Annotated in this window: 22 protein-coding genes; 4 read left to right on the top strand and 18 right to left on the bottom strand. The window is 71.8% G+C overall.

Going from position 1 to position 26,458, the window contains the following annotated elements; genetic code table 11:
• Positions 1 to 9: 9 nt before the first annotated feature.
• Positions 10 to 1,572, top strand: coding sequence for a YbjN domain-containing protein (locus O7631_RS12640; protein ID WP_278147920.1), 1,563 nt, complete (start codon positions 10 to 12; stop codon positions 1,570 to 1,572).
• Between the two features lie 63 nt (positions 1,573 to 1,635).
• On the opposite strand, the gene O7631_RS12635 is transcribed toward O7631_RS12640, so the two are convergent.
• The 5 genes from O7631_RS12635 to O7631_RS12615 all read right to left on the bottom strand — a co-directional run bounded on the left by O7631_RS12635 (position 1,636) and on the right by O7631_RS12615 (position 7,314).
• The gene (locus O7631_RS12635) at positions 1,636 to 3,324 is read right to left on the bottom strand and encodes a ribonuclease J (protein ID WP_269680555.1); all 1,689 of its coding nucleotides are present in this window, start codon (positions 3,322 to 3,324) and stop codon (positions 1,636 to 1,638) included.
• A 52-nt stretch (positions 3,325 to 3,376) separates the two neighbouring features.
• Entirely contained in the window at positions 3,377 to 4,303 is a 927-nt protein-coding gene (gene dapA / locus O7631_RS12630) for a 4-hydroxy-tetrahydrodipicolinate synthase (RefSeq protein ID WP_278144402.1), read from the bottom strand.
• A gap of 47 nt (positions 4,304 to 4,350) precedes the next feature.
• Positions 4,351 to 5,091, bottom strand: coding sequence for an FAD-dependent thymidylate synthase (gene thyX / locus O7631_RS12625; protein ID WP_145785820.1), 741 nt, complete (start codon positions 5,089 to 5,091; stop codon positions 4,351 to 4,353).
• Positions 5,092 to 5,468: 377 nt separating this feature from the next.
• Positions 5,469 to 5,981 carry a DUF2752 domain-containing protein gene (locus O7631_RS12620; RefSeq protein WP_278147919.1) on the bottom strand — a complete coding sequence of 171 codons (513 nt, stop codon included), beginning with the start codon at positions 5,979 to 5,981 and terminating at the stop codon, positions 5,469 to 5,471.
• Positions 5,982 to 6,084: 103 nt separating this feature from the next.
• Complete coding sequence (locus O7631_RS12615; RefSeq protein WP_278144401.1) at positions 6,085 to 7,314, bottom strand: crosslink repair DNA glycosylase YcaQ family protein; 1,230 nt, start codon at positions 7,312 to 7,314, stop codon at positions 6,085 to 6,087.
• 79 nt (positions 7,315 to 7,393) lie between these two features.
• Between O7631_RS12615 and O7631_RS12610 the strand changes: the two genes are divergently transcribed.
• The gene (locus tag O7631_RS12610; protein WP_278144400.1) at positions 7,394 to 7,945 is read left to right on the top strand and encodes a GNAT family N-acetyltransferase; all 552 of its coding nucleotides are present in this window, start codon (positions 7,394 to 7,396) and stop codon (positions 7,943 to 7,945) included.
• On the opposite strand, the gene O7631_RS12605 is transcribed toward O7631_RS12610, so the two are convergent.
• Positions 7,844 to 9,118 (bottom strand): glycosyltransferase family 87 protein, encoded by a 1,275-nt coding sequence (locus O7631_RS12605; RefSeq protein WP_278144399.1) that lies wholly within the window; start codon positions 9,116 to 9,118, stop codon positions 7,844 to 7,846. The genes O7631_RS12610 and O7631_RS12605 overlap by 102 nt on opposite strands.
• A gap of 35 nt (positions 9,119 to 9,153) precedes the next feature.
• Here O7631_RS12605 and O7631_RS12600 point away from each other — a divergent pair, with 35 nt between their 5' ends.
• Complete coding sequence (locus O7631_RS12600; RefSeq protein WP_278144398.1) at positions 9,154 to 9,747, top strand: GNAT family N-acetyltransferase; 594 nt, start codon at positions 9,154 to 9,156, stop codon at positions 9,745 to 9,747.
• 10 nt (positions 9,748 to 9,757) lie between these two features.
• On the opposite strand, the gene O7631_RS12595 is transcribed toward O7631_RS12600, so the two are convergent.
• The 4 genes from O7631_RS12595 to O7631_RS12580 all read right to left on the bottom strand — a co-directional run bounded on the left by O7631_RS12595 (position 9,758) and on the right by O7631_RS12580 (position 14,091).
• Complete coding sequence (locus tag O7631_RS12595; RefSeq protein WP_278144397.1) at positions 9,758 to 10,642, bottom strand: carbohydrate ABC transporter permease; 885 nt, start codon at positions 10,640 to 10,642, stop codon at positions 9,758 to 9,760.
• A 1-nt stretch (position 10,643) separates the two neighbouring features.
• The gene (locus O7631_RS12590) at positions 10,644 to 11,765 is read right to left on the bottom strand and encodes a sugar ABC transporter permease (protein ID WP_278144396.1); all 1,122 of its coding nucleotides are present in this window, start codon (positions 11,763 to 11,765) and stop codon (positions 10,644 to 10,646) included.
• A 71-nt stretch (positions 11,766 to 11,836) separates the two neighbouring features.
• Positions 11,837 to 13,087 carry an extracellular solute-binding protein gene (locus O7631_RS12585; protein ID WP_278144395.1) on the bottom strand — a complete coding sequence of 417 codons (1,251 nt, stop codon included), beginning with the start codon at positions 13,085 to 13,087 and terminating at the stop codon, positions 11,837 to 11,839.
• A 26-nt stretch (positions 13,088 to 13,113) separates the two neighbouring features.
• Positions 13,114 to 14,091: a LacI family DNA-binding transcriptional regulator gene (locus tag O7631_RS12580; protein ID WP_278144394.1), complete on the bottom strand. Its 978-nt coding sequence runs from the start codon at positions 14,089 to 14,091 to the stop codon at positions 13,114 to 13,116.
• Between the two features lie 157 nt (positions 14,092 to 14,248).
• Between O7631_RS12580 and O7631_RS12575 the strand changes: the two genes are divergently transcribed.
• Positions 14,249 to 16,354, top strand: a complete 2,106-nt coding sequence (locus O7631_RS12575) for a glycogen debranching N-terminal domain-containing protein (protein ID WP_278144393.1) — start codon at positions 14,249 to 14,251, stop codon at positions 16,352 to 16,354.
• A gap of 184 nt (positions 16,355 to 16,538) precedes the next feature.
• On the opposite strand, the gene O7631_RS12570 is transcribed toward O7631_RS12575, so the two are convergent.
• From O7631_RS12570 to O7631_RS12535, 8 genes are all read right to left on the bottom strand, one after another.
• Positions 16,539 to 17,009: a GNAT family N-acetyltransferase gene (locus O7631_RS12570; RefSeq protein WP_278144392.1), complete on the bottom strand. Its 471-nt coding sequence runs from the start codon at positions 17,007 to 17,009 to the stop codon at positions 16,539 to 16,541.
• A gap of 109 nt (positions 17,010 to 17,118) precedes the next feature.
• On the bottom strand, positions 17,119 to 17,886 hold the full coding sequence (dapB, locus tag O7631_RS12565; protein WP_278144391.1) for a 4-hydroxy-tetrahydrodipicolinate reductase: 768 nt from the start codon (positions 17,884 to 17,886) through the stop codon (positions 17,119 to 17,121).
• Positions 17,887 to 18,096: 210 nt separating this feature from the next.
• Positions 18,097 to 19,494, bottom strand: a complete 1,398-nt coding sequence (locus O7631_RS12560) for a pitrilysin family protein (RefSeq protein ID WP_278144390.1) — start codon at positions 19,492 to 19,494, stop codon at positions 18,097 to 18,099.
• 47 nt (positions 19,495 to 19,541) lie between these two features.
• Positions 19,542 to 21,923 (bottom strand): polyribonucleotide nucleotidyltransferase, encoded by a 2,382-nt coding sequence (locus tag O7631_RS12555; protein ID WP_278144389.1) that lies wholly within the window; start codon positions 21,921 to 21,923, stop codon positions 19,542 to 19,544.
• Positions 21,924 to 22,152: 229 nt separating this feature from the next.
• Positions 22,153 to 22,422 (bottom strand): 30S ribosomal protein S15, encoded by a 270-nt coding sequence (rpsO, locus tag O7631_RS12550; protein ID WP_030337594.1) that lies wholly within the window; start codon positions 22,420 to 22,422, stop codon positions 22,153 to 22,155.
• Between the two features lie 189 nt (positions 22,423 to 22,611).
• The gene (locus O7631_RS12545) at positions 22,612 to 23,541 is read right to left on the bottom strand and encodes a bifunctional riboflavin kinase/FAD synthetase (protein ID WP_278144388.1); all 930 of its coding nucleotides are present in this window, start codon (positions 23,539 to 23,541) and stop codon (positions 22,612 to 22,614) included.
• Between the two features lie 25 nt (positions 23,542 to 23,566).
• The gene (gene truB, locus O7631_RS12540) at positions 23,567 to 24,469 is read right to left on the bottom strand and encodes a tRNA pseudouridine(55) synthase TruB (RefSeq protein ID WP_278147918.1); all 903 of its coding nucleotides are present in this window, start codon (positions 24,467 to 24,469) and stop codon (positions 23,567 to 23,569) included.
• Between the two features lie 62 nt (positions 24,470 to 24,531).
• Entirely contained in the window at positions 24,532 to 25,854 is a 1,323-nt protein-coding gene (locus O7631_RS12535; RefSeq protein ID WP_278144387.1) for an MATE family efflux transporter, read from the bottom strand.
• Positions 25,855 to 26,458 lie beyond the last annotated feature (604 nt).

Genomic DNA, 26,458 nt, shown 5'->3' with positions numbered 1-26,458 from the left:
CTACCGGCGTTGGAGGCCGCGCTCGCCGACGCCCGGGACCTGCCCGACGGTCCACCCCGGCAGGTGGCCCTGGAACGGCTCGCCGAGCGGGCCGACGCCGCCGGGGACGTCCGTTCCGGTGTGGACGCCCGGTTCGCGCTGATCGAGGCGTACCTGCTCGACGGAGAACGGTGGCGCCTGGTCGAGCCGGTCCGACGGTGTCGGGCCGCCGCCGACCACCGGCCCGGGCTGCTCACCGACGTCGAGACCGGGCTGTTGCTGCGCTACCAGCGGTACGCGGTCGAGGCGCTGCTCGGCACGCCCCGGGTCGGGTTGGACCAGACCCGGTCCCTGCTGCACGACCTGGCCCACCGGGTCGGTGTGGACGGTCCGGACACGCCCACCGTCGCGGAGCTGCACTGCCGGATCGCCGACCACCTGGGCGACGAGCCCACCGCCCGCCACTGGTACGAGCGGTGGTCCGGCAAACGGCCCGGTCCGTCCGGCGGCTGCCCGGGCTGCGCCTCCGCCCGACGCGCCGAGCTGCTGACCGGCTGGGGCGAGTGGCGGGCCGCGCTCGACGAGCTACGCGATTCCGACGGTGACCCGGCGGCCTGCACCGACCAACCCGAACGGGACCTGGTCGCCGTTCTGCTACCCGCGCTGCGCGGGGGCGAGCCGGAGCGGGCCGCGGCGGCACACGTGCGGGCGTACCGCCGGCATCGGCGCGAACGTGCCGCGTTCCCCCACCTCGCCGCGCACCTGCGGTTCTGTGCGCTCGGCGGGCACCTGGAACGCGGGCTGACCATCCTGACCGAGCAGCTGCCCCGATTGGACCGGCCCACCGACGACCTCGCCGCGATGGAGTTCGCCGCCGCCGGCGCACTGGTCTGCGCGCTGGCCGAGGAGGCCGGTCTGGGCGGACGGACCGTGCCCCGCCCGGCGTACGGCGAACGACCCGCCACCGAGCCGGACGTGTCCACTCTCGGCGCCCTGCTGGTCGGGGTGGCCGGTGACCTGGCCGGCAGCTTCGACGCCCGCAACGGCACCGGCCACCACTCCGGTCGGATGGCCGCCTGGCTCGCCGAGCGCCCGCTCGCGGCACCGGTCCCGCTGCCCCCCGACGACGAGCCGAGCGGGTACGACGAGCCGGACGCCGGCGGGTCCGCCGAGGAGACCCGGCCCGACGAGCTGATGGCGCTGACCCTCGACATGATCACTGAGGTGCTGGACGAGCGCGGCGACCAGTACCTGGTGGAGTCGGGCGACACCGTGGTCGGCCGCTGGGGTTCCGTGGTGATCCAGTTCCGGCGGGCCGGTGAACGTGGCGAGGTGCTGCACGCCCGGTCCATGGCCGCTCGGCGGCTGCCGGCGACCCGCCGCGCCGAGGCGTACGCCTTCTGCAACGCGTGGAACCACGACCGGCTGCTGCCCAAGGCGTACGCGCACGACCTCGGTGCGGAGTTGGTGCTGGCCGGTGACGTGGCCACCGACCTCACCCACGGGGTCGCTCCGGCGCAGCTCACGGTGCTGGTGGACGCCGCCGTCGCCACCGGCGTCGCCTATGCCGAGGCGGTCGCCGCGCTCCCCTGACGTCTCCGGACGCGCCGACGCCGGCCCACCCGTCGGAGGTGGACCGGCGTCGTCATACGTTGCTCAGACCTCGACCACTGTCGGCACGATCATCGGGCGACGACGGTACGCGTCGTTGACCCACCGGCCCACCGTCCGCCGGACGATCTGCTGAAGCTGGTGCGGGTCGGTGATGCCGTCCGCCGCGGCCCGGTTGAGGGCTTCGGTGACCAGCGGGATCACCGGGTTGAACGCCTCCGGGTCCTCGGAGAAGCCCTTCGCGGAGAGCGTCGGACCGGCGACGACCTTGCCGGTGACGGAGTCGACGACAACTGTGGTGGCGATGAAGCCGCCGTCACCGAGGATCCGCCGTTCGGTGAGCAGTGACTCGCTGACGTCGCCGACGGCGAGGCCGTCGACGTAGACGTACCGGCTCTTCACGTGCCCGACCAGGCTGGCGCGGCCCTCGACGAGGTCGACCACGTCGCCGTCCTCGCAGATCACCACGCGGTCGGCGGCGACCCCGGACTCGATTCCGAGCCGGGCGTGGGCCCGCAGGTGACGCCATTCGCCGTGGACGGGCATCAGGTTGCTCGGTCGGACGACGTTGAGCAGGTAGAGCAGCTCCCCGGCGGGGGCGTGCCCGGAGACGTGCACCTTCGCCACGTCCTTGTGCACGACCACCGCACCGGCCCGGGCCAGCCGGTTGATCACCCGGTAGACCGAGGTCTCGTTGCCGGGCACCAGCGAGGACGCCAGCACGACGGTGTCGCCGGGGGCGATGGTGATGTGCCGGTGGTCGCCGCTGGCCATCCGGCCCAGGGCACTCATCGGCTCACCCTGCGAACCGGTGGACATCAGCACGATCTGGTCCGGAGGCAGGGTGGTCGCCTCCTCGATCCCGATGACCAGGCCGGCCGGGATGTTGAGCAGGCCGAGGTCCCGGGCGATGCCCATGTTGCGGACCATGGACCGGCCGATCAGCGCGACCTTGCGGCCGTGCTCGACGGCGGAGTCGAAGACCTGCTGAACCCGGTGCACGTGCGAGGCGAACGAGGCCACGATGATCCGGCCCTTCGCCTTCGCGAAGATCGAGTCGAGCACCGGCCCGATCTCCCGCTCCGGGGTGACGAAGCCGGGGATCTCCGCGTTGGTGGAGTCGGACAGCAGCAGGTCCACACCCTCCGCACCCAGCCGGGCGAAGCCGGCCAGGTCGGTGATCCGGCCGTCCAACGGAAGCTGGTCCATCTTGAAGTCGCCGGTGTGCAGCACCAGGCCGGCGGGGGTGCGGATGGCCACGGCGAGGGCGTCCGGGATCGAGTGGTTGACGGCGAAGAACTCACACTCGAACGGGCCGAGTCGCTCGCGGCCCCCCTCCCGCACGGTCAGCGTGTACGGCTGGATCCGCCGCTCGGCGAGCTTCGCCTCGACCAGGGCGAGGGTGAACTGGGAGCCGACCAGCGGGATGTCGGGCTTGTGGGCGAGCAGGTAGGGCACCGCGCCGATGTGGTCCTCGTGCCCGTGCGTCAGCACGATCGCCTGGACGTCGGCCAGCCGGTCCAGGATCGGGCCGAAGTCCGGCAGGATCAGGTCCACACCCGGCTGCTCGACGTCGGGGAACAGGACCCCGCAGTCGACGATCAGCAACTTGCCGTCGTACTCGAAGACGGTCATGTTCCGACCGATGGCGCCGAGCCCGCCGAGCGGAATGATCCGCAGGCCGCCTTCCGGCAGTGGCGGGGGTAGCTCCGCCTCGATGTGCGCCTCGGTCACGCGTCCACCTCAATCTGCGACGCCGTCACTCGGCGTCCGTCGTGTCGTTTGGTCATTCGGGCAGCTCCAGGCCCGCTGCCGCGAAGTCCGCGCGCAGCTGGGCGATCTCGTCGTCGGTGGCGTCCACCAGCGGGGGTCGCACCGGGCCGGCCGGCAGGTCCAGCGCTGCCAGGCCCGCCTTCACCAGGATCGTGCCCTGGGTGCGGAAGATGCCGGTGAACAGCGGCAGCAGCCGCCGGTGCAGCGCCAGCGCGGTCGGCATGTCCCCCGCGTCGTACGCATCGATCAGTTGTGCGGTCAGCGCCCCGGTGAAGTGCGTGGAGGTGCCGACCACGCCCACCGAACCGACGGCCAGCGCCGGCAGGGTGAGGGCATCCTCGCCACTGTAGAAGGCGAGGGCGCTCCGGCTGGTCACCCAGCTGGTGGCGGTCAGGTCGCCCTTGGCGTCCTTGACCGCGACGATCCTGCCGTGCTCGGCGAGCCGGACCAGCGTCTCGGTCTCGATCGGCACACCGGAGCGGTGCGGGATGTCGTACAGCATCACCGGCAGGCCGGTGGCGTCGGCGACGGCCGTGAAGTGCCGGACCAACCCCGCCTGCGGCGGCTTGTTGTAGTACGGGGTGACCACCAGCAGGCCGTGCGCACCCGCCTTCTCGGCGGCTGCGGCCAGCTCGATGGTGTGCCGGGTGTCGTTGGTGCCGACGCCCGCGACCACCTTCGCGCGGTCACCGACGGCCTCCACCACGGCCCGGATCAGCTGCTCCTTCTCCGTGTCGGTGGTGGTCGGCGACTCGCCGGTGGTGCCGTTGACCACCAGCGCGTCGTTGCCCTGCTCGTCGACCAGGTAGCTCGCCACTTTGGCGACGCCGTCGAGGTCGAGGGAACCGTCGGGGGTGAACGGGGTCACCATGGCTGTGATCAGCCGGCCGAAGGGGCGGGACGCCGGTCGGGCCGCGGCATCGAGGTGGTCGTGCGTCATACCCTCCAACCTAGCGGACGACCAGCCGGAGCCCGCCGGGGAAGGGCTCAGGACGCCTCGTGCGGGCTGGCCGCCACCTCGGTGCCGTCCGGCAGCGTCGAGATCACGAAGTCGGCGAACACGTTGGGCGCGACACCCTGCAGCTGGCGCAGGCACTCGACGGCCAGCTCACGGATCTCCACGTCGGCGTGCTCGGTGGCCCGCATCGCGACGAAGTGCCGCCACGCCCGGTAGTTGCCGGTGACCACGATCCGCGTCTCGGTGGCGTTGGGCAGCACCGCCCGAGCCGCCTGCCGAGCCTGCTTGCGGCGCAGCGTCGGGTTCGGCTCGTCGGAGAAGCGCTGTTCCAGGCCCTCCAACAACTCGGTGTACGCCCGGACGCTCGCCTCGGCGGCCTCGGTGAACTTCTTGTGCAGCTCCGGGTCGTCGGCGATGACCGCCGGCTCGACCATGGCCGCGTCGCGCTCGGGAACGTACCGCTGCGACAGCTGGGAGTACGAGAAGTGCCGGTGCCGGATCAGCTCGTGGGTGAAGGAACGCGACACCCCGGTGAAGTAGAAGGTGACCGACCCGTGCTCCAGCACCGACAGGTGCCCGACCTCGAGGATGTGCGCCAGGTAGCCGGCGTTCGTGGCGGTGGCCGGGTTCGGCTTCTTCCAGGACTGGTAGCAGGCCCGGCCGGCGAACTCGGCGAGCGCCTGACCACCCTCGGCGTCGGTCGACCACGGCACATCGTCCGGGGCCGCGAACTGGGTCCACGCGATCAACTTGACCTGGGGCTGCACCATCTCCGGCATTCCTGGGACTGTAGTGGCCTGCGGCCTCGTTCCGAATCACCGGGGGCCGTAGGTGTTCAAGATCTCGACCACTTCGCGCGGGCCACGTCGGCCTCTTGGACCTTCCCGCCTGCCTGTAGAGCTGCCCCAAATGTGGGGCAAACATTCCCAGGTCGGAGCTCCGTCAGCGTGCCCCACCTTCCGGGCAGCTCGACACCGGCGACAGCCGCCGTCCTGGACACCCCACACGGCCCTGGCGATGATGGGCCCACAGGTCCGGACCAACCCTCGCCCCACATATGGGGCAGCTCTACAGGGGCGCGGCAAGGTCCTACCTCGCCGTTGAGAACCTGCCCCAGGGTGCCGGCAGACGTCGGACGGCGGCGCGCTCAGACGTAGAGCGAGGTGAACGGCGCCCAGGGCAGGTTGCGCAGCACCGAGAAGGCCAGCCACACGCCCAGGAACCCACCGATGACCTTCGAGCTGATCCGCAGCTCGGGCAGCCGCCAACCGAACGCCTGGTTGCCCGCCCAGGCCACGAAGAGGTACGCCAGGAACGGCAGCGCGAAGACGAACAGGAAGTGGTGCCGGGCGGCGGCCGGCAGGTCGGCGTGCAGCACGTACCAGAGCGCGCGGGTGCCGCCGCAGCCCGGGCAGTCCAGCCCCGTGGTCAACTTGAGCAGACAGGTGGGTGCGGCGTCCGGGGCGGCGTGGGTCGGATTGCTGAGCAACGCGTAGCCCATCCCGATGGCGACACAGCCGACCGCGGCCAGCGGCACGACCCAGCGCGGCGAGCGTTCGTAGAGCCGCAGCACGAACCGGGTGAGCCGGTCCGGCTCGGGTGCCGGGTAGCCACCCGGCGGGGGCGGCGGCCAACCGGCGGGACCCGCCTCGGCCGAAATCGCGTCGGTCGGCACCGCACCGGTCGTCTCGGCCGGCACCGTGTGCACGGCCCCGGGGGCGGGCTGCGGCTCGTGGACCGGTCCGGAAGGGCTCGTCACGCGCTCACGGTACACCGGCCACGCCGGCCAGCGCGGCGGTCAGCGGGCCGGCGAGGTCGCCGGCCACCGGCGGGGCCACCGCGTCCAGGCCGAGCCAGCCGGCGAGCCGGTACAACTCGGCGGCGAGCGCCACAGCGGTCTCCCCCGGGTCGACGCCGGGCTCGACCCAGGCGGCCGGCACCAGCAGCACCCCCGCCTTGCGGTCGGCCTTCAGGTCGACCCTTGCGGTGAACCGGTCGCCCTGCAGGAACGGCAGCACGTAGTAGCCGTAGACCCGCTGCGGCGCCGGGACGTAGATCTCGATCCGGTAGGTGAAGTCGAACAGCCGCTCGGTGCGGGCCCGCTCCCAGATCAGCGGGTCGAACGGGCTGACCAGCGTGTTGCCCCGGATCCAACGCGGCAACCGTGCGGACGCGTGCAGCCAGGCCGGTTGACGCCAGCCCGCCACCGTGACCGGCACCAGCTCACCGGACTCGGCCAGCTCCGCGACGGCCTGTCGGGCACCGGCCAGCGGCAGCCGGAAGTAGTCGCGCAACTCCGGCTCGGCGGCCACCCCGAGCGACCGCGCGGCGAGTGCCACCAGCGTGCGGTACGCCTCGGCGTCGGTCGGGGTGGGCGCGGCCAGGACCGCCGTGGGCAGCACCCGCTCGGGCAGGTCGTAGCGGCGGGCGAAGGACGTGGTGCGCTCCGCGGCGACCACCTCGCCGGCCCAGAAGAGAAACTCCAAAGCCCGCTTCACCGCCGACCAGTTCCACCCCCAGTTGCCGGTCTCCCGGGGCGCGTCGTGTTCGATCTCGGCGGCCGTCAACGGCCCCCGGGCGGCCACCTCGTCGCGGACCCAGGCGACCAGCTCCGGTTGCTCCTCGGCGACCCGCCGCATGCCGCCCCAGGATTCGCTGTGCGCGCGGGCCATCCGCCAGCGCAGCATCGGGTGCAACTCCACCGGGACCAGCGACGCCTCGTGGCCCCAGTATTCGAACAACTCGCGCGGGCGGCGGTATGCGGCCTGGTCGAGGAGCGTCGTCGGGTAGGGCCCGAGCCGGCTGTAGAGCGGCAGGTAGTGCGCGCGTTGCAGCACGTTGACCGAGTCCATCTGGATCAGCCCGACCCGGCCCAGCACCCGCCGCAGGTGTCGACGGGTGGGCGCGCCGGTCGGCGCCGGGTCGGCGAAGCCCTGGGCGGCGAGGGCCACGCGGCGGGCCTGGGCGAGGGAGAGTGATTCCGGTGCGGTCATCGTCGGCGACCCTAATTCATTGGTACGACGCCGGTGCGGGAAGCTGGACGTGACGACCAACGGGGCATAGAACGGTGCAATGCTGACCATCCGCCGGGAGGAGCCGGACGACGCCGACGCTGTCGCCCGGGTGCACGTGCACGGCTGGCAGGCGGGCTACGCCGGCTTCATGCCCGACGAGGTGCTTCGGCGGCTGAACGTGGCCGCCTGGGCGCAACGCCGACGCGACGTCGGCACCGCCGACCCCGAGCACCCGTTCACCACCCTCCTCGGCGAGGTGGACGGGTTGGTCGTCGGGTTCACCACCTTCGGGCCGTACCGCCGCAACCAGGACCGGGACGACCTGGACCCGACGGTCGGCGAGGTGGTGGCGATCTACGTGGAGCCGGCGTACTGGGGTGACGGGACGGCCGCCGCGCTGCTGTCCGCCGCCCGGGCCGGGCTCACCGAGCGGGGCTGGTCCGGCTATCGGGCGTGGGTGCTGGCGGACAACCGACGAGCCCGCCGGTTCTGCGAGCGCGCCGGCCTGTCACCGGACGGTGAGCGGTCGACCTACCAGGTGCCGCTGGCCGGCGGGGTCCCGCCGGTCGGGCTGGTCGAGCTGCGGTACGCCGGACGCCTCGACGGCTGACCCGTCCGGGGTGAGCCAGCGGCGGATGGGCAGGAAGGCCACCAGCGCCAGGCTGATCCACACGTAGGCGTTGCTGCCCACGAAGCCGTCGACGCCGGTGAAGTCCTTCTCCCAGAACCACACGGTGCGGCTGATCAGCAACGCGTACCCGATGATCGCCGCGATCAGCAGGAACCGCCGTCGGCGGCCGGCCGGCGCGGCCATCGCGTTGTCGACGAGCAGGATCAGCGCGGGCAGCAGCCAGACCAGGTGGTGCACCCAGGTGACGGGACTGACCAGGCACATCACCGCACCGGTCAGCGCCAGACCGGTCGCCTCGTCGCCGACCGCGACGGCGGCCCGGGACCGCCAGGCCCAGAGCGCAAGGGTGCCGAGCACCAGCAGCAGCCAGAGCACCGTGCTCGGGTGCTGCGGGTCGAGTCGGGCGACCACCCCGCGCAGTGACTGGTTGGAGACGAAGGCCAGCTCACCCACCCGACCGGTGTTCCACAGCGCCTCGGTCCAGAACTCCCGGGACGCGTCCGGGAAGAGCGCACCGGCCAGCAGCGACACGCCGGCGGCGGTGCCGGAGGCGGTGAGAGCCGCCCGCCAACGGCCGGTCACCAACAGGTAGACGATGAAGACACCGGGGGTCAGTTTGATCGCGGTCGCGAGCCCGATGCCCACCCCGGCCCACCGGTTGCCGGTCGGCAGCAGCCGCAGCAGGTCCACCGCCACCAGGAAGAGCAGCAGTGTGTTGACCTGGCCGAAGTTGACCGTCTCGCGCATCGGTTCGAACGCGGCGGCAAGGCAGAGCGCCACGGCGAGCGCGAACCACCGGGTCCAGCCGGCGCGGCGGGCGATCGGGTCGACCAGCCACCAGATCAGCACCGTCGTGGTGACCACGCTGGCGAGCACGCTCACCACGATCGCGGCCGTCCACGGCAGGTACGCCATCGGCAGCATGACCAGTGCGGCGAACGGCGGGTAGGTGAAGCCGTACTGGGTGTTCGGTTTGAGGTAGTCGTAGATCTCCCCGCCGTCGTGCACCCACCACGTCAACGCGCCGTAGTAGACCTTCAGGTCGAAGAAGCCGTGTCGGACGGCCGCGACGGCGAGGAACGCGGCGACCGCCGCCGCGAGCACCACCACCCCGACGACCTGCGCGGTCGTCCGTTTGGCACCCTGCGCCACCGTCGCCTCCCTCGCCCTGCGTAGGCTTCCGTCCCATGGCTCTCGGGTACGTCCGCCCGGCGCGTCCCGAGGACGCCGGCGAGATCGCACGCATCCAACTCGCGACCTGGCGGGTCGCGTACCGCCGGATCCTGCCTCGGCACGTGCTCGACAACCTGGACGAGGCGTTCCTCGCCCGGCGGTGGAGCGCTGCGGTGCTGGAACCGCCCTCCGGCGCGCACCGGGTGCTGGTCGCCGTCGAACAGGCCGAGCAATCGTATCTGGTGGGGTTCGCCGCCTCCGGCCCGGCCGACAGCGAGGCCCTGGCCCCGGGTGAGCCGGCCGACTCGCTCGGCCCGGACGTGGCGGCGGTGACCGATCTGCTGGTCGAGCCGCGGTGGGGTCGGCGTGGGCACGGCAGCAGGCTGCTCTCCGCGACCGTCGACCTGTGGCGGGAGGACGGGATGGGTCGGGCGGTGGCCTGGGCGTTCGACGGTGACGAGGCGACCCGGAAGTTCCTCACCAGCACCGGCTGGGAGCCCGACGGTGCGGCTCGCGCGCTGGACGTCGACGACATGCTGGTGCCGCAGGTGCGCCTGCACGTGGCGGTGCCGACCGAGCCACTCGCCGAGGACCGCCCCGGCGAGTGACAGGGCCGGGTCAGCCTTTGTCCGAGCCGTCGTTGGCGTCGCGGACGAAGTACCGCTGGAACACCACGAAGATGATCGCCACCGGGATGGTGGCCAGCAACGCCGCGCCCAGTTTCAGCGGGTACTGGGTGCCCTTGCCGAGCGAGCCGCTGACCAGGTCGGCCAACCCGCGCGGCAGGGTGAACAGGTCCGGGTCCTGCACCGACACGAGGCTGTGCGGGAACTCGTTCCAGGAGCCCTGGAACGACAGGATGGTCAGCGTGATCAGCGCCGGTTTCGCCATCGGCAGCACCACGGACCAGAAGGTCCGGAAGATGCTCGCGCCGTCGATGCGGGCGGCCTCCTCGACGCTCACCGGGATCGACTCGAAGAACTGCTTCATGATGAACACGCCCGCCGCGTCGGCCAGCAACGGCACCACCAGCCCGGCGTAACTGTTGTAGATGCCGAGTTGGTTGAGCACCAGGAACTTCGGGATCAGCAGCACCACGCCGGGCACCGCCATGACCGCGATGACCGCGGCGAACAGCCCGCCGCGACCGGCGAACCGCAACCGGGCGAGCGCGTACCCGGCGAGCGAGTCGAAGAACACCCGCCCGACGGTGACCAGCACCGTCACCAGCAGCGAGTTGCCCAGCCACAGTGGGAAGTTGGTGCCGGCGAAGATCCGTTCGAAGCCGGCGAGGGTGAGCGGGTCCGGGAACGGCGACAGGGGGTTCGCCGCCGCGTCGGGCTCGGTCTTGAGAGCGTTGCCGATCTGGATGACGAACGGGTAGAGGAACACCAGCCCGAAGAAGACGAGCGTCGCGTACCCCAGGAAACGGGTGGCCAGGGTGCGGGCCGCGCGGTGGTCGGGCCGCGCGGGCGCCGCCGGGCGGTCGGTGAGCACGGCCATCTCAGGACCTCTCCGGTACGCGCCGACGCCGCCAGCCCCGTCGCGGCCGGTCGGTGTCCCGCTCGGCCAGCACCCGGCGCTGGATCAGCGTGAGCACGATGATGATCAGGAACAGGACGAAGGAGATCGCCGCCCCGGAGCCGTACTCGAATTCCCGAAAGGCGGTCCGGTACGACAGGTAGGCCGGGGTGAGCGTGGTCTTGGCCGGGTCGCCCTGGCTCATGACGTACACCTGGTCGAAGACCTGCCAGGAGCCGATCATGCCGAGGGTGAGCACCAGGAAGGTGGTGGGCCGGATCAGCGGCAGCGTGACGTGCCGGAACCGCTGCCACCGGGACGCCCCGTCGAGGGTGCTGGCCTCGTCCAACGCGACGGGCACGTTCTGCAACCCGGCCAGGAACATCAGCATGAACGTGCCGGACGTGGTCCAGACGACAAGCGTGATGATCGAGATCATCGCCACGCTGGGGCCGGACAACCAGTCCCACCAGGTCAGCCCGAACGGGCCGCCGTCGGTGAGTGCCGCCGGCGGCGAGTCGACGCCGACTGCGCCGAACAGCAGGTGCAGCACACCCCGGGAGTCGGCGAACCACTCCGGCCCGTCGATCCCGAAGAAGCCGAGCAGCGCGTTCACCGCACCGGAGTTGGCGAAGAGGAACAGGAACACCACGCTGATCGCCACCGAGCTGGTGACCGAGGGGAAGTAGAAGGCGCTGCGGAAGAAGCTCTTGCCCTTCAGCATCCGGTTGTTGACGATCAGGGCCAGCCCGAGCGCGAGCACGGTCTGCGCCGGCACCACGATCGCCACGTAGTAGATGTTGTTGCGGATGCTCGTCATGAAGTCGCGGCGGGCCAGCCCGTCCTCGGTGAACAGACGGGTGTAGTTGTCCGTGCCGACGAACGGGACGTCGCCGGTGAAGGGGCTGCCCTGCCCGTTCCAGTCGGTCAGACTGACCCAGAGCGCCATCAGGATCGGCAGCAGCAGGAACAGCCCCAGGATGACGATCACCGGCGCGACGAAGAGCCAGCCGGCGAGTGTCTCGTTGCTCCGGATGCCGCCTCGGCGTCGGCGCGGCCCCGCGTCGGGCGTGGTCGCCGCGGCGGTCAGTGTCTCGGTTGCCATCGTTCCTCCCTCCCTCTCTCGGGCCGACGTGCGGCAGGGCCCCGGCGTTCGGCCGGGGCCCCGCCCACACCTCAGCTGCCGCCGAGCGCCGCCTTGGCGTTCTTGTCGAAGTTCTGCAGGACGGTCTTCGGGTCGCCGTTGGCCAACCCCTGCAGACCGGTGTCGAGGTCCTTGAGGACGCTGTCCATCTTCGGGGCGTTCACCGGGCCCTGGGCGTACGCGGCGCCGTCGATGAACGGCTTGTCGGCCGGGAAGGCGCTGGTGTACTGCTCGCCCGCGGACTGTCGGGACGGCATGACGCCGAACGCCTTTGCGAAGGCCATCTGCTGCTCGCCGCTGGTCATCGCCTCGACGAACTTGATCGCCTGGTCCTTGTACTTGCTCTTGGCGGCGACACCCCAGCACTGGGTGAAGGACAGGGTGCCCTGCCCCTTGGGGCCGGCCGGCAGCGCCACCACCTTGTACTTCACGTTCGGGAAGTCGTTCTGCAGGGCACCCTTGATCCAGTTGCCCTCGATGGTCATCACGGCCTTGCCCTTGCCGAACGCCTCACCGGACCAGCCGGCGTCGAGCTGCTTCGGGTACTTCGCCAGGCCGGTGGTGAGCATGGTCTTGACGTACTGGAGGGCGGCCAGGTTCTCCGGGGTGTCGGCTGTGGGCTGCTTGCCGTCCTTGCTGGTCAGCCAGCCACCGTTCTGCACCATGAAGGCGCCGATCCGGTCCCGGGTGTCGCCGAGGGCGAGCGGGACCTGCCCCTTCGCCTTGATCTTCTGGGCGACGGTGGTGAGCTGGTCCCAGGTCGTCGGCACGTCGGCGTCGGTCAGCCCGGCCTTGGCCCACAGGTCGGTGTTGATCTGCAGGGCCAGCGTGGAGAAGTCCTTGGGCGCGCAGTAGAGCTTGCCGTCGTACGTGAAGGTGGTGCGCAGACTCTCGTAGAAGTCGCCGGAGTTGCTGATCTTGTCGCCGTACGGTTCCAGGGCGCCGACGCTGGCGTAGTCGGCGAACTGGGCCGCGTCCACGTAGAAGACGTCCGGCGGGGTGCCGCCGGCCAGAGCCTGACCGAGCTGCTGCGTGAGGTCCTGCGCCGGCGTGACAGTCGCGGTGTTGCCCGAGCCGCCGGCCCACTTCGCCGCGGCCTCCTGCACCGCAGTGGTCTCGGCGTCGCCGGACGAGCCGATCAGGATCTGCAGGTTGGCCGGGCCGCTGGACTGGGCGGTGTCGCCGGAGGAGTCGTCGAAGCCGCTGCCGCAGGCCGCGGAGCCGAGGAGCGCGACGGCGGCGAGGCCGGCCACCGCCGCCCGGGTGATGGTTCGAGGTGCCATGGGTTTCTCCTGGTGGGGGGGTGGGACTATGCGGTGTGCCGCAGCGCCAGCGCGGGCTGGAGCAGCACGGGGGTGGGGGTCTGGTGGTCGTCGTCGAGGACCCCGGTGAGCAGGTCCACGCAGCGGGCGGCGGCCTCGCCGAGCGGTTGGCTGACGCTGGTCAGCCCGACCGCGGCGGCGACCGGTGTGTCGTCGAAGCCGATCACCGACACCGGCGGGTCGATGCCGCGGATCGCCTGGAGCGCGCCGAGGGCGAGTGAGTCGCTGGCGCAGACCACCGCTGTCGGTGCCACGGCGTCGAGCAGGTCGCGCATCAGTCGTTCGCCCTCGGCGATGCCGTCCTCGGTCTCCCGATGCAGTCCGGTCGGGTCGACGTCGGCCGCGCGCAGTGTGTCCTGCCAGCCGGCACGCCGGTCGTCACCGACGCCGGAGCCGACCGGCCAGCCGACGAAGGCGATCCGGCGGTGGCCAGCGTCCAGCAGGTGCCGGGTGGCCCGGGCGGTGCCGGCGGCGCCGTCCACGTCCACCCAGGGGTGCGCGTCGAGCGCGTCCCACGGGCGCCCGAAGGTCACGAACGGCACGTTCCGGTCGGCGAGCCAGGCGGTACGCGGGTCGCCGTGCGTGGTGCCGACCAGCACGAAGGCGTCCAGCTCGTACGTGCCGAGCAGGTCGTCGTAGGTGGCGATCTCCCGGTCGTGGTCGGTGGCGGTGTAGAGAAGCACCCGGTAGCCGGCAGCGTCGGCGGTCTCGGTGAGACCGTGCAGGAAGCGGTCGAGCACGGAACCGTTGATGCCGTCGCGGGTCGGTTCGATCCGTGCGGCGATGAGTCGGGACCGACCGGTGCGCATCTGTCGGGCGGCCTGGTTGGCCCGGTAGCCGAGCGCGTTGATCGCGTCCTGGACCCGCTGACGGGTCTCCTGCCGCACGATGTGCGGGCTGTTGAGGACGTTGGACACCGTCTGCCGGCTGACTCGGGCGTGCCGGGCCACCGTCGCTATGGTCACCTTTTCGGCCACTTAATCCCTCTCGCCATCTTGAACGATCCAATCTGGATAAGGCAGGATTAGATCGTTCAAGTTTCTGGAATGTTTCGCACTTTGCACGGCCAGGGTCGCGATGTCAAGACGTCCGCCCCGCACCCCGAGGATCTGGAGCCACACCGTGATCGAACGCCAGCTGCAACCCCTCCTGCACGAATTGGTCGGGGTGGTCCACGCCCCGACCAGCGCGCTGGGGGACGCGACCGGGCAGATCCGCCCGACCGGCGTCCAGGGCGTCTTCCACGCCGACGCCCGGGTGCTCTCGCGGGCCGAGTTGCGCGTCGACGAGCGGGAACTCGAAGGGCTGACCCGTGGCGACGACGGCCCGCACGGCGCACGGTTCGTCGGCCTGGCCCGCTGGCTCGGCGACCCCACGCCCGACCCGACCGTCCGCGTCGAGCGGCTCCGCCGGGCCACCGGCAACGGTCTCACCGAGGAGCTGCGGATCGTCTCCACCGCCACTGTCGGCGTACGGGCCACCGTCACCGTCGACCTCGGCTGCGACCTCGCACCCATCGAGGCCGTCAAATCCGGTGGCACCACGACCGCCTTGGAGGCCAAGACCGGTCAGCCGGGCCTGCTCACCTGGTCGGCAGCCGGGATCACCGTCACCGTCAGCGCACCGGGCGCGGAGGTGCTGGCCACCGCCGAACACGCCACCGCGCCCCGGCTGACCTGGCCGGTCGACCTGCCCCCCGCCGGCGAGACGACGCTGAGCTGGAAGCTGACCGTCGAGGACCCACGCGCCGTCGTCGTCGGCCCGGCCGGCGGCCCCGAGTGGTCCCGGCCCGCTGTGACCGCCGACGACCGCCGCCTGGTCCGCCTGCTGAACCGAAGCCTGGACGACCTGCGCGGCCTACGGCTGGCCGAGCCCGGCGCGCCGACCGACGTGTTTCTCGCCGCCGGGGTGCCCTGGTTCCTCACCCTGTTCGGCCGGGACAGCCTCTGGGCCGCCCGGATGATGCTGCCGCTCGGCACCGACCTCGCCGCCGGCACCCTGCGCGTGCTCGCCCGACGTCAGGGCACCCGGGTCGACCCGGCGACCGGCGAGGCCCCCGGCAAGATCCTGCACGAGCTGCGCCGGCACGAGTTCACGGTGCCCGGCAACGGTCTGCGCCTCCCACCCGCGTACTACGGCACCGTCGACGCCACGATGCTCTGGGTCAACCTGCTGCACGACGCGTGGCGCTGGGGTCTGCCCGCCGAGCAGATCGAGCCGCTGTTGCCGCACCTGGAAGCGGCCCTGGGCTGGCTCGGCGAGCACGCCGACCCGGACGGCGACGGCCTGGTCGAGTACGTCGACACCACCGGGCACGGACTGTCCAACCAGGGCTGGAAGGACTCCGGCGACGCCGTCCGCTTCCACGACGGCACCCTGGCCAGCGCGCCGATCGTACTGGCCGAGGTGCAGGGGTACGCACACGAGGCGGCGGTGAACGGCGCCGCCCTGCTGGACGCCTTCGGCCGACCGGGCGCGGACCGCTGGCGCGAACACGCCGCCGGACTGGTCCGCCGGTTCCGGGACAGCTTCTGGGTCGACGGTCGGTACGGCCCCCAGCCCGCCCTCGCCCTCGACCGGGACAAGCGCCCCGTCGACTCGTTGACGAGCAACATCGGTCACCTGCTCGGCACCGGTCTGCTCGACCGCGAGGAGGAGGCGCAAATCGCCAGGCTGCTCACCACCGACGCCCTCGCCGGAGGATTCGGGCTACGGACCATGGCCACCGACGACACCGGCTTCAGCCCGCTGTCGTACCACTGCGGTTCGATCTGGACGCACGACACCGCGATCGTGCTCGGCGGTCTGGCCCGCGCCGGGCACCGCGAGGCCGCGCTCGGCCTGGCCGAAGGGCTGCTCAGCGCGGCCGAGGCGTTCGACTACCGGCTGCCGGAGTTGTACGGCGGCGACGACCGGTCACTGCTGCACCGCCCGGTGCCGTACCCGGCCGCGTGCCGCCCACAGGCGTGGGCCGCGGCCGGGGCGGTGCTGCTGCTCCAGGCGGCGACCGGCCTCTACCCGGACGTGCCCGGCGGCACGGTCCGGTTGGCCCCGCTGGCCGGGCCCGAACTGGGCGCGTTGCACGTCGACGGCCTGCGCGTCGGCGACGCCTCAGTGGCCGTGACGGTCGACCACACGGGCGACGCCACGGTCACCGGCCTCCCCACCCCACTGACCCCGACCGTCCCCACCCAACGCCGCCCCACCACCCCAGCCCATCCCCGCTAACCCCAACCCGTCCCACCCCGTCGCCTCCCCACCCCGCTCACCCGCCCCCGCCCTCGCCCCCGTCGATCATGGAGTTGTGGTGGGCTTTAACTCCGCAAATGCCCCTTATGGGGAGCACCACAACTCCATGATCGACGCGGGAGAGGATGGGACGGGGGGTGGGGTGGGGTGGGGCCGCGCCGGGTTAGCGGCGGAGCTCGGTGATCAGTTCTTCGTCGTCCACCTGGCCCGTGGGGTGGAAGCCCAGGGAGGTGTAGAGGGTGGCAGCCTGGGTGTTGTCGGGGTGGTAGGAGAGACGGACCGGGGGGTTGCCCTCCCGGGTGGACAGCCAGTCGGCCAAGGTCCGCACCGTTGCCCTGCCCACGCCGCGGTTCTGCTCGGCGGCGTTGATCAGCATGCCACCGATCCAGTGCGAGCCGTCGTCGTCCACACCCCACATGACGTGCCCGACGACGGTCTCGTCGGCGTAGACGGCCAGGGAGTTCCACACCTCGGAACGGGTGCTCAGCAGCAGGTAACGCGCGCCCAGCGCGGCCACGAAGCGGCGTTGGTCGTTGTGCGGGGCGACATCGGCCACCGCCCGCCAGTTGTCGTCGTCGACCGGGCGGAGCGTGATTCGCCGCCCCTGCCGGTCCAGGTGTCCACCATTGATCATCGGCGGATGCTACCCAACAGGCGACCTGAGATCTTGGACAGTTTCCGTCAGCGCGTGACGGAAACTGTCCAAGATCTGCGCCAGCAACGAGGGAGGACCCCGTCCAGGCTCAGTCGAGCAGGGCGTCCAGGCCGACGGTCAGACCGGGACGGTTGCGCACCGCGCGGACGGCCAGCAACACACCGGGCATGAACGACACCCGATCGTACGAGTCGTGCCGAATGGTCAGCGTCTCCCCGGTGCCACCGAAGAGCACCTCCTGGTGGGCGACGAGCCCGGTGGCGCGTACGGCGTGGACGCGTACCCCGTCGATGTCGGCGCCGCGCGCACCCGCAACCTCGTCCTTGGTGGCGTCCGGCACCGGGCCGAGGCCGGCCTCGGCCCGGGCCCGGGCGATCTGCCGGGCGGTGTGCGTGGCGGTGCCACTCGGTGCGTCCAGCTTGCGCGGGTGGTGCTGCTCGATGATCTCGACGGACTCGAAGTGCCGGGCGGCCCGCGCGGCGAACTGCATCATCAGCACCGCGCCGATGCCGAAGTTCGGGGCGATCACCACGCCCACCTCGGGCTTGTCGGCGAGCCAGCCGCGCACCTGCTCCAACCGCTGCTCGGTGAAGCCGGTCGTGCCGACCACCAAGCTGATGCCCTGGTCGATGCACCACTTCAGGTTGTCCATGACGACGTCCGGCGTGGTGAAGTCGACGACCACCTCGGCGGTGGCGACGGCGGCACGGTCGTCACCCTGGTCGATCGACGCCACCAGGGCGAGGTCGTCGGCGGTGTCGACCGCCTTGCAGACCTCGACGCCCATCCGCCCGCGGGCACCAAACACGCCGACCCGTACCAGCCCGGCGGGGGTCTTCTCCTGCTCGTCAGTCACGGGGCACAACCTATCCCAATCGGGACGTGCCCCTCGGGCCGGATCCGGTCGGCTCCACCGCCCGGGACGACCGGGAGCGAAAGGGCTCCGCGCGCACCGCACGCCCGCGCCACGGACGACCAGACCGGAAGAGCTCCGCGCGCACCGCACGCCCGCGCCGCGGACGACCGGACCGAAAGGCGCCCGCGACGACCAGGCCGCACCGCGAGCTCAGACCGCGAAGTCGCCCTCGCCGAAGGGGCCGACGACGGCAAGCGACATCGGTCGGCTGAGCAACTCGGCGGCCAGGACGTTCACGTCCTCCACCGTCACCTCGTCGACCCGCCGGAGCAGCTCGTCGACCGGCATCAGGTCGCCGTAGAGCAGCTCGCCCTTGGCCAGCCGACTCATCCGGGACCCGGTGTCCTCCAGGCCGAGCACGAACGAGCCCTTGCTCATCCCCTTGCCCCGGGCCACCTCGGCCTCGGTCAACCCTTCGGCGGCGACCCGGGCCAGTTCGGCGCGGGTCAGGGCCAGCACCTCGTCCACCTTGCCCGGCGCGCAGCCGGCGTAGACGGCGAACAGGCCGGTGTCGGCGTACTGGCTCGCGTAGGAGTAGACCGAGTACGCCAGGCCGCGCTGTTCACGGATCTCCTGGAACAGGCGGCTGGACATGCCGCCGCCGAGGACGTTGTTGAGCACCCCGAGAGCGAAGCGCCGCTCGTCGAGGCGGTCGATGCCGGGGCAACCGAGGATGACGTGCGCCTGCTCGGTCTCCTTCGGCTCCACGACGGTGGTCGCCGGCCTGGTGCGTACCGCAGGGGTCGCCGGACGGTACGGCGCCGGGGTGGCGGGGTCGCTGTCCAGAGGGGTGCCTCGCACCGCCTGGCGGACCAGCTTGACCACCGTGGCGTGGTCGAGGTTGCCGGCGGCGGCGATGACGATCTGCGGCGCCGTGTAGCGGCCCCGGTAGAAGTTCTGGATCTGCCGTCGGGTCATCGGCGTGACGGTCTCCGCGGTGCCGGAGATCAGCCGGCCCAGCGGGTGGTCGCCGTAGACCGCCTGGACGAAGAGGTCGTGCACCTCGTCACCGGGCTCGTCGTCGTGCATGGCGATCTCTTCGAGGATCACGCCACGTTCGGTCTCGACGTCGGCCGGTTCCAACAGCGAGTCGGCGACCAGGTCGCACATCACGTCGATCGCCAGCGGCAGGTCCTCGTCCAGCACGCGGGCGTAGTAGCAGGTGTATTCCTTCGTGGTGAAGGCGTTGGTCTCACCGCCCACCGCCTCGATCTGCGAGGAGATCTCCAGGGCGTTGCGCTTGTTGGTGCCCTTGAAGAGCAGGTGTTCGAGGAAGTGCGCGGCGCCGGCCTGCGGGCCGGTCTCGTCGCGGGAGCCGACCGCCACCCAGATGCCGAACGAGACGCTGCGCATCGCGGGGATCGCCTCGGTGAGCACGCGCAGGCCGCTGGGCAGCACGGTACGTCGTACCGTGCCGCCCAGCGGGTCGTCGCTGAGCGTCCGGGTCACCGCGCGGGTGGTGCCGCCGGAGCGACCCACCCCGGCGGCCCGAGACGCAGCCACCCCCCGTCGATCCGGCGGAAACGGCGCGCTGAAGGCCCGACTCACGTGTTGCTCCCGGTTCGACGAGGGGTGGGTGTCGCAGGTGCTGCTGGTCAGCTGTGCCGGGTCCGGCGGCGCGGACGCTCGCCGCCCTCGCCACCCTCGCCGCCGCCGCCCTCGCCGCCGCGCTCCGGGCCACGCCCGCCCCGGTCGCCGCCACGCTCGCGGTCACCGCGGTCACGCGGAGCCCGGTCGCCACGGTCACGACCAGCGGGGCGGTCGCCACCGGCAGCCTCACCGGCGGCCGGCGCCTCGGCGCCCTCCGGACGGACCTTGTCCAGGTAGATCTTGCCGCGGGCGTCGATGTCCGCGATCTCGACCTCGACCCGGTCGCCGACGTTGAGGAAGTCCTCGACGCGCTCGACCCGCTTGCCGTCGCCCACCTTGGAGATGTGCAGCAGGCCGTCGCGGCCCGGCAGCAGCGAGATGAACGCACCGAACGCGGCGGTCTTGACCACCGTGCCGAGGAACCGCTCGCCCTGCTTCGGCAGCGTCGGGTTGGCGATCCCGTTGATCCGGTCGACGGCCGCCTGGGCCGACGGGCCGTTGGTGGCACCGACGTAGATCGTGCCGTCGTCCTCGATGGAGATCTCGGCGCCGGTCTCGTCCTGGATCGCGTTGATGGTCTGACCCTTCGGGCCGATCACCATGCCGATCTTGTCCACCGGGATCTTGACGGTGGTGACGCGCGGGGCGTAGTCCGACATCTCGGCCGGAGCCTCGATCGCCGCCTTCATGACACCGAGGATGACCTGCCGGGCCTCGTTCGCCTGCTGCAGCGCGGCGGCCAGCACGTCCGACGGGATGCCGTTGAGCTTGGTGTCGAGCTGGAGAGCGGTGACGAACTCCGGGGTGCCGGCGACCTTGAAGTCCATGTCACCGAACGCGTCCTCGGCACCGAGGATGTCGGTCAGCGTCACGTACTGGGTCTTGCCGTCGACCTCGTCGGAGATGAGACCCATCGCGATGCCGGCGACCGGCGCCTTCAGCGGGACACCCGCGGAGAGCAGGCCCAGCGTCGACGCGCAGACCGAACCCATCGAGGTGGAACCGTTGGAGCCGAGGGCCTCGGACACCTGGCGGATGGCGTACGGGAACTCCTCGCGCGTCGGCAGCACCGGGATCAGCGCGCGCTCGGCGAGAGCGCCGTGGCCGATCTCGCGACGCTTCGGCGAGCCGACCCGGCCGGTCTCACCGGTCGAGTACGGCGGGAAGTTGTAGTTGTGCATGTAGCGCTTGCGGTTCTCCGGGGACAGGGTGTCCACCATCTGCTCCATGCGGAGCATGTTCAGCGTGGTGACGCCCAGGATCTGGGTCTCGCCCCGCTCGAACAGCGCCGAACCGTGCACCCGGGGCAGCACGCCGACCTCGGCGGTCAGCGCCCGGATGTCGCGCGGGCCACGGCCGTCCATGCGGACCTGCTCGCGCAGCACGCGGTTGCGCACCTCGGACTTGGTCAGCGAGCGGAAGGCGGCGGACAGCTCCTTCTCCCGACCCTCGAACCGAGCGCCCAACTCCTCGGCGACCCGGGCCTTGACCCGGTCCAGGGCCTCCTCGCGGTCGGCCTTGCCGGCGATGGTGATCGCCTCGGCCACGTCGCCACGGGCGAACTCGGCGACGGCGTCGTACACGTCGTCCTGGTAGTCCAGGAACACCGGGAACTCGGTGACCGGCTTGGCGGCGACCTCGGCCAGCTCGCTCTGCGCGCGGCACAGCTCACGGATCGCCGGCTTGGCGGCCTCCAGGCCGCTGGCGACGATCTCCTCGGTCGGGGCGGTGGCACCGGCCGAGATCAGGGCGACGGCGTTCGGCGTGGCCTCGGCCTCCACCATCATGATCGCGACGTCGCCGTCCTCGAGGGTGCGGCCGGCCACGACCATGTCGAAGGTGGCCCGGGCCAGCTCCTCCAGGGTCGGGAAGGCGACCCACTGGCCGTCGATGTGGGCGACGCGGGTCGCACCGATCGGGCCGGAGAACGGGAGGCCGGAGAGCTTGGTCGACATCGAGGCGGCGTTGATCGCCACGACGTCGTACGGGTGCTGCGGGTCGAGCGCGAGGACGGTCTCGACGACCTGGACCTCGTTGCGCAGGCCCTTGACGAAGGACGGGCGCAGCGGCCGGTCGATCAGGCGGCAGGTGAGGATCGCGTCCTCGCTGGGCCGACCCTCGCGGCGGAAGAACGAGCCGGGGATGCGGCCCGCGGCGTACATCCGCTCCTCGACGTCGACGGTCAGCGGGAAGAAGTCGAACTGCTCCTTCGGGTGCTTACCGGCGGTCGTGGCGGAGAGAACGACCGTCTCGCCCAGTTGGGCGATGACGGAACCGGCGGCCTGGCGAGCCAGCCGGCCGGTGGAGAAGGTGATCTCACGGGTGCCGAAGGACCCGTTGTCGATCACGGCGGTGCGGGATTCGGTGCCGAGTTTGGTCTCGGTCATGTGCTGTCGTGCTCCTTCGCGTCGTGGGCCCACGACATCGGGGAGCTGCTCAGCCGGCCGGTCTTCGATCGAAGCGCCCGGGGTGGCCGGCATCATGCCGGGGTTCCCGGGGGCCACTACCGGAGACCGGTACGCTGACCGGCTCCCTCTCGGGTGGTCGCGCGGCCCATGGTTCTTCTGGTGGGGACGCGGTACGGGGGAGCGACCGGTCGGTCACTCCCCCGTCACGTCACCGGCGCAGGCCGAGCCGCTCGATGAGCGACCGGTAGCGGGCAATGTCCTTCTTCTGGACGTAGTTGAGCAGCCGACGGCGACGGCCGACCAGCAGCAGCAGCCCACGGCGGCTGTGGTGGTCGTGCTTGTGCACCTTCAGGTGCTCGGTCAGCTCGGCGATCCGCTTGGTGAGGACCGCGACCTGGACCTCCGGCGAACCGGTGTCGCCCTCGGCGGTCGCGTACTCCGCGCGGATGCTGGCCTTGGCTTCCTGGTCGAGCGCCATGTTCTCCCTGTTTCGATGGGTTGATCAAGTAGGTCGTCCGTCGTCCCGATGGACCGGGAACGGACCGGTACCTCGCACCCGCGGCGTCGAGCAGGCACGCGAGGCCCCACGCCGGTCACCCGACGTCCCGGCAAGACTACCAGCACTCGCCGGTAACACCCGGCCAAGGGCCGCCGCCGGGCCCGCCGATCAGGCCAGAGCGTGCCGGGTACGGGTGACGTCCTGCTCCATCTGGGCGATCAGCGGCTCGATCGAGTCGTACCGGACCTGGCCGCGCAGGTGCGCCACGAAGTCCAGGGCCAGGCGCTCGCCGTACAGGTCACCGGAGAAGTCGAGCGCGTACGCCTCGACCCGCCGCTCCCGGCCGGAGAAGGTCGGGTTGGTGCCCACGGACACCGCCGCCATCAGGGCCTCGCGTTGCCCGCGGCGGATCAGTCGGGCCGCGTACACCCCGTCGGCGGGCACCGCCGCGTACCGGTGGCAGAGCAGGTTGGCGGTGGGGAAGCCCAGCTCCCGACCCCGCTGGTCGCCGCGGACCACCACGCCTTCCAGGCGATGGGGGCGGCCCAGCGCGGCGGCGGCCGCGCCCACGTCACCCGCGTCGACGCAGGAGCGGATGTACGTGGAGGAGAAGACGGTGCCGTCCTCGGCGACCAGCGGGCCGCCCTCCACGCCGAAGCCGAAGGTACGGCCCAACTGCTCCAGCAGCGCCACGTCGCCGGCCGCCCGGTGCCCGAAGCGGAAGTTGGCGCCGACCACCACCAACGCCGCGTGCAGGTGCTCGACCAGGACATCGTGCACGAACTGTTCAGCCGGCAGCCGGGAGAACTCCGGCGTAAACGGCACCACGCAGAGCACGTCCACGCCGAGTGCCTCGATCAACTCGGCCTTGCGGGCCGGTTCGGTGAGCACCGCCGGGTGCGAGCCGGGCCGGACCACCTCGGCCGGATGCGGGTCGAAGGTCACCACCACCGACTGCACGCCCAACTCCCGGGCTCGGGCCACGGTGTGCCCGATTGTCGCCTGGTGCCCCTTGTGCACGCCGTCGAAGACCCCGATGGTGACGACCGAGCGTCCCCACCCGCCGGGCGCCGCGTCGTACCCCCGCCACCGCTGCATGCCGTTCCTCCCCTGTCGCCCGGCCTCAGGCCGGGGCGAGCACGATCTCCGCGCGGGCCCGCCCGTCCCGCTCGCTGACGATAGCGATCAGACCGCCGGCGGGTCCGAAGACGGCGTACGGCCCGGTGCGGCCGGTCGGGTCCAGCGGCCCACCGTGGGCGAGCACCCGAGCCTCCTCGGGCGTGGCCTCCCGACGCGCGAAGAAGCGGTCGGCTGCCGCGTCCAGCGGCAGGTTCACCACCTCCGGGGCGCGCTGCTCCAGGTCGTCGAGGGTGGCCGCCTCGGCGACGGTGAAACCCCCCACCGCAGTCCGGCGCAGCGCGGTCAGGTGCCCGCCGACACCGAGCGCGAGGCCCGCGTCCCGGGCGATGGCCCGGATGTACGTGCCGGAGGAGCAGGTGACGTCCACGTCCACGTCCACCAGGTCCGGTTCGGTACGGCGGATCGCCAGCACCTCCAGGCGGGAGATGGTGACCCGCCGCGACGGCAGTTCGACGCTCTCCCCCTCGCGAACCCGCTTGTACGCGCGCTGACCGTTGATCTTGATGGCGCTGACCGCGCTCGGCACCTGGTCGACCTCACCGCGCAGCGGGGCCAACGCCGAGCGGATCGCGTCGTCGGTGAGATGACCGGCCGGCGTGCTGGCGATCACGTCGCCCTCGGCGTCGTCGGTGACGGTGGCCTGGCCGAGCCGGATGGTGCCGGTATAGCTCTTGCCCGCGCCGATCACGTAGGTCAGCAGGCGGGTGGCCCGGCCCACACCGATCACCAGCACACCGGTGGCCATCGGGTCGAGGGTGCCGCCGTGGCCGACGCGTCGGGTCCTGGCCAGCCGGCGGATCCGCGCCACCACGTCGTGCGACGTCATGCCGCCGGGCTTGTCGACCACGATCAGACCATCGGTGCTCACGTCGGCCAAGCCTGCCAGATGACCGCTGTCGGAGAATGCGTGGGCAGGCCCCGCGTGAGCCGGACGACCGGCGGGGGTGCTCAGCGGACCGCGCCGACCACCGCCCAGTTGCCGTTGCGCAGGCGCAGCAGCAGGGCGACCAGCCGGATCACCACGAACAGTGTGAGCCCGGCCCAGATGCCGCCCAGCCCGAGGTCGAGGGCGTACGCCAGCCAGATGGCGGGCAGGAAGCCACCGAGCGCCGCCACGATGGTGAGGTTGCGCAGGTAACGCACGTCTCCCGCGCCGATCAGCACGCCGTCGAGGGCGAACACCACACCGGCCAGCGGCAGCATCACGACGAACCACGGCCACGCGACCATGGCCTGCTCGCGTACCCCCGGGTCGGAGCTGAACCACGTCGGCACCACGCCGGCGCCGGCGGCGACGAACAGCGCGAAGCCGACGCCGCAGATTCCGCCGAGCAGCCCGATCCGGCGGGCGAGCGCCCGCGCGCCCGCGTCGTCGCCGGCACCGAGCGCGGCACCCACCAGCGACTGCGCGGCGATGGCAAGGGCGTCGAGCACCAGCGCGGTGAAGAACCAGAGTTGCAGGGCGATCTGGTGGGCGCCGACGGCGGCGGCGCCGAAGCGGGCGGCGACGGCGGTCGCGGAGAGGAAGCTCGCCTGGAACGCCAGCCCTCGGATCAGCAGGTCCCGGCTGAGCACCAACTGCTGGCGGATCACGTGGGGCCGAGGTCGCAGCGACACCCGTTCGGCGACCAGCGCGGCGGCGAAGAGCGCACCGCAGAGGGTCTGCGCCACGACGTTGGCCACCGCCGAGCCGACCAGGCCCAGCCCGCCGGGGTAGACCAGCAGCGGGCAGAGCAGCGCGGAGAGCAGGTTGGGGCCGAGCACGAAGTACAGCGGGCGGCGGGTGTCCTGCACGCCGCGTAGCCAGCCGTTGCCGGCCGCGGCGAGAAGCAGGCCGGGGGCGCCGAGGGCCGCGATGCGCAGCCAGTGCGCGGCGGCGTCGGCCACGTCGCCACCACCACCGGCGAGGGTACGCGCCAACGCGCCTCCGCCGAACTGCATGCCGATCGCGATCAGCAGACCGACAGCGAACGCCAACCAGGACGACTGGACGCCCTCGGCCACCGCGGCGGCCCGGTCTCCCGCGCCGAAGCGGCGGGCCGCACGCCCGGTGGTGCCGTACGCGACAACGGTGCCGACCCAGGCGGTGAGCGTCATCACCGTGCCGCCGACGGCGAGCGCGGCGAGCGGCACCCGGCCGAGGTGACCGACCACCGCCGTGTCGACAAGCACGTAGAGCGGCTCGGCGGCGAGCACCACGAGGGCCGGCAGGGCGAGGCTGGCGATCCGGCGCGGTGAGACGGATCGGTCGGTGGTGACGGTCTGGCTCATCGCCGCCGATCCTGGCACGACCCTGGTAAGGATCGCAATCCCACCGACTGCTTACCTCGCCGGCAGGCTCCCCCAACGGGTGGCGGCCAGGGTCGTGGCACTCCCCCGTGCGGAACCTGCGGGCAGGCAGTCGGGGTGTCGGCCTCTCTGGTCAGAGGCTTTGGAGCTGATGCCGTAGACGAATCACACCGGCCGGGAAACCCGGAACAGGCCCCGGGCGTGATGCCGCAGACGATTCAGCTCCACAGGCGCACCAGGGAGCGTCCGACCCGCTCCGACCGCACGACCAGCGGGGTCAGCGCCGGCCCGGTCGGGTCACTGGCGGGTGTCCATCGACGTCTGCAGCGCGCGGCGAGCCTGCTCACGGGCGTCGTCGGTGGTGGTCTCGGGCTTGGGCTTGTTCGGCATGGTGGTGGTCCTTCCAGGGAGCGAGCCACCGACACACGGTGGCCCTCGCGGGCGGTCCTGCTGAGCGCCCCACGGCGGTCCGGGGTTACCGGAGCAGCCGCCTGGGCAGCGTGAGCCCGGGTCGGTCCGACCCTGGAGGGAGGCGGCACGAGGTGTGGCACCACCACCCATGACCTGCACCGCCACGCGGCGCCGG

The organism is Micromonospora sp. WMMD967 (assembly GCF_029626165.1).
Classification (GTDB): Bacteria; Actinomycetota; Actinomycetes; order Mycobacteriales; family Micromonosporaceae; genus Micromonospora; species Micromonospora taraxaci.
The sequence above is the reverse complement of the archived record's forward strand: the minus strand, read 5'-3'. Positions and strand labels throughout refer to the sequence as shown.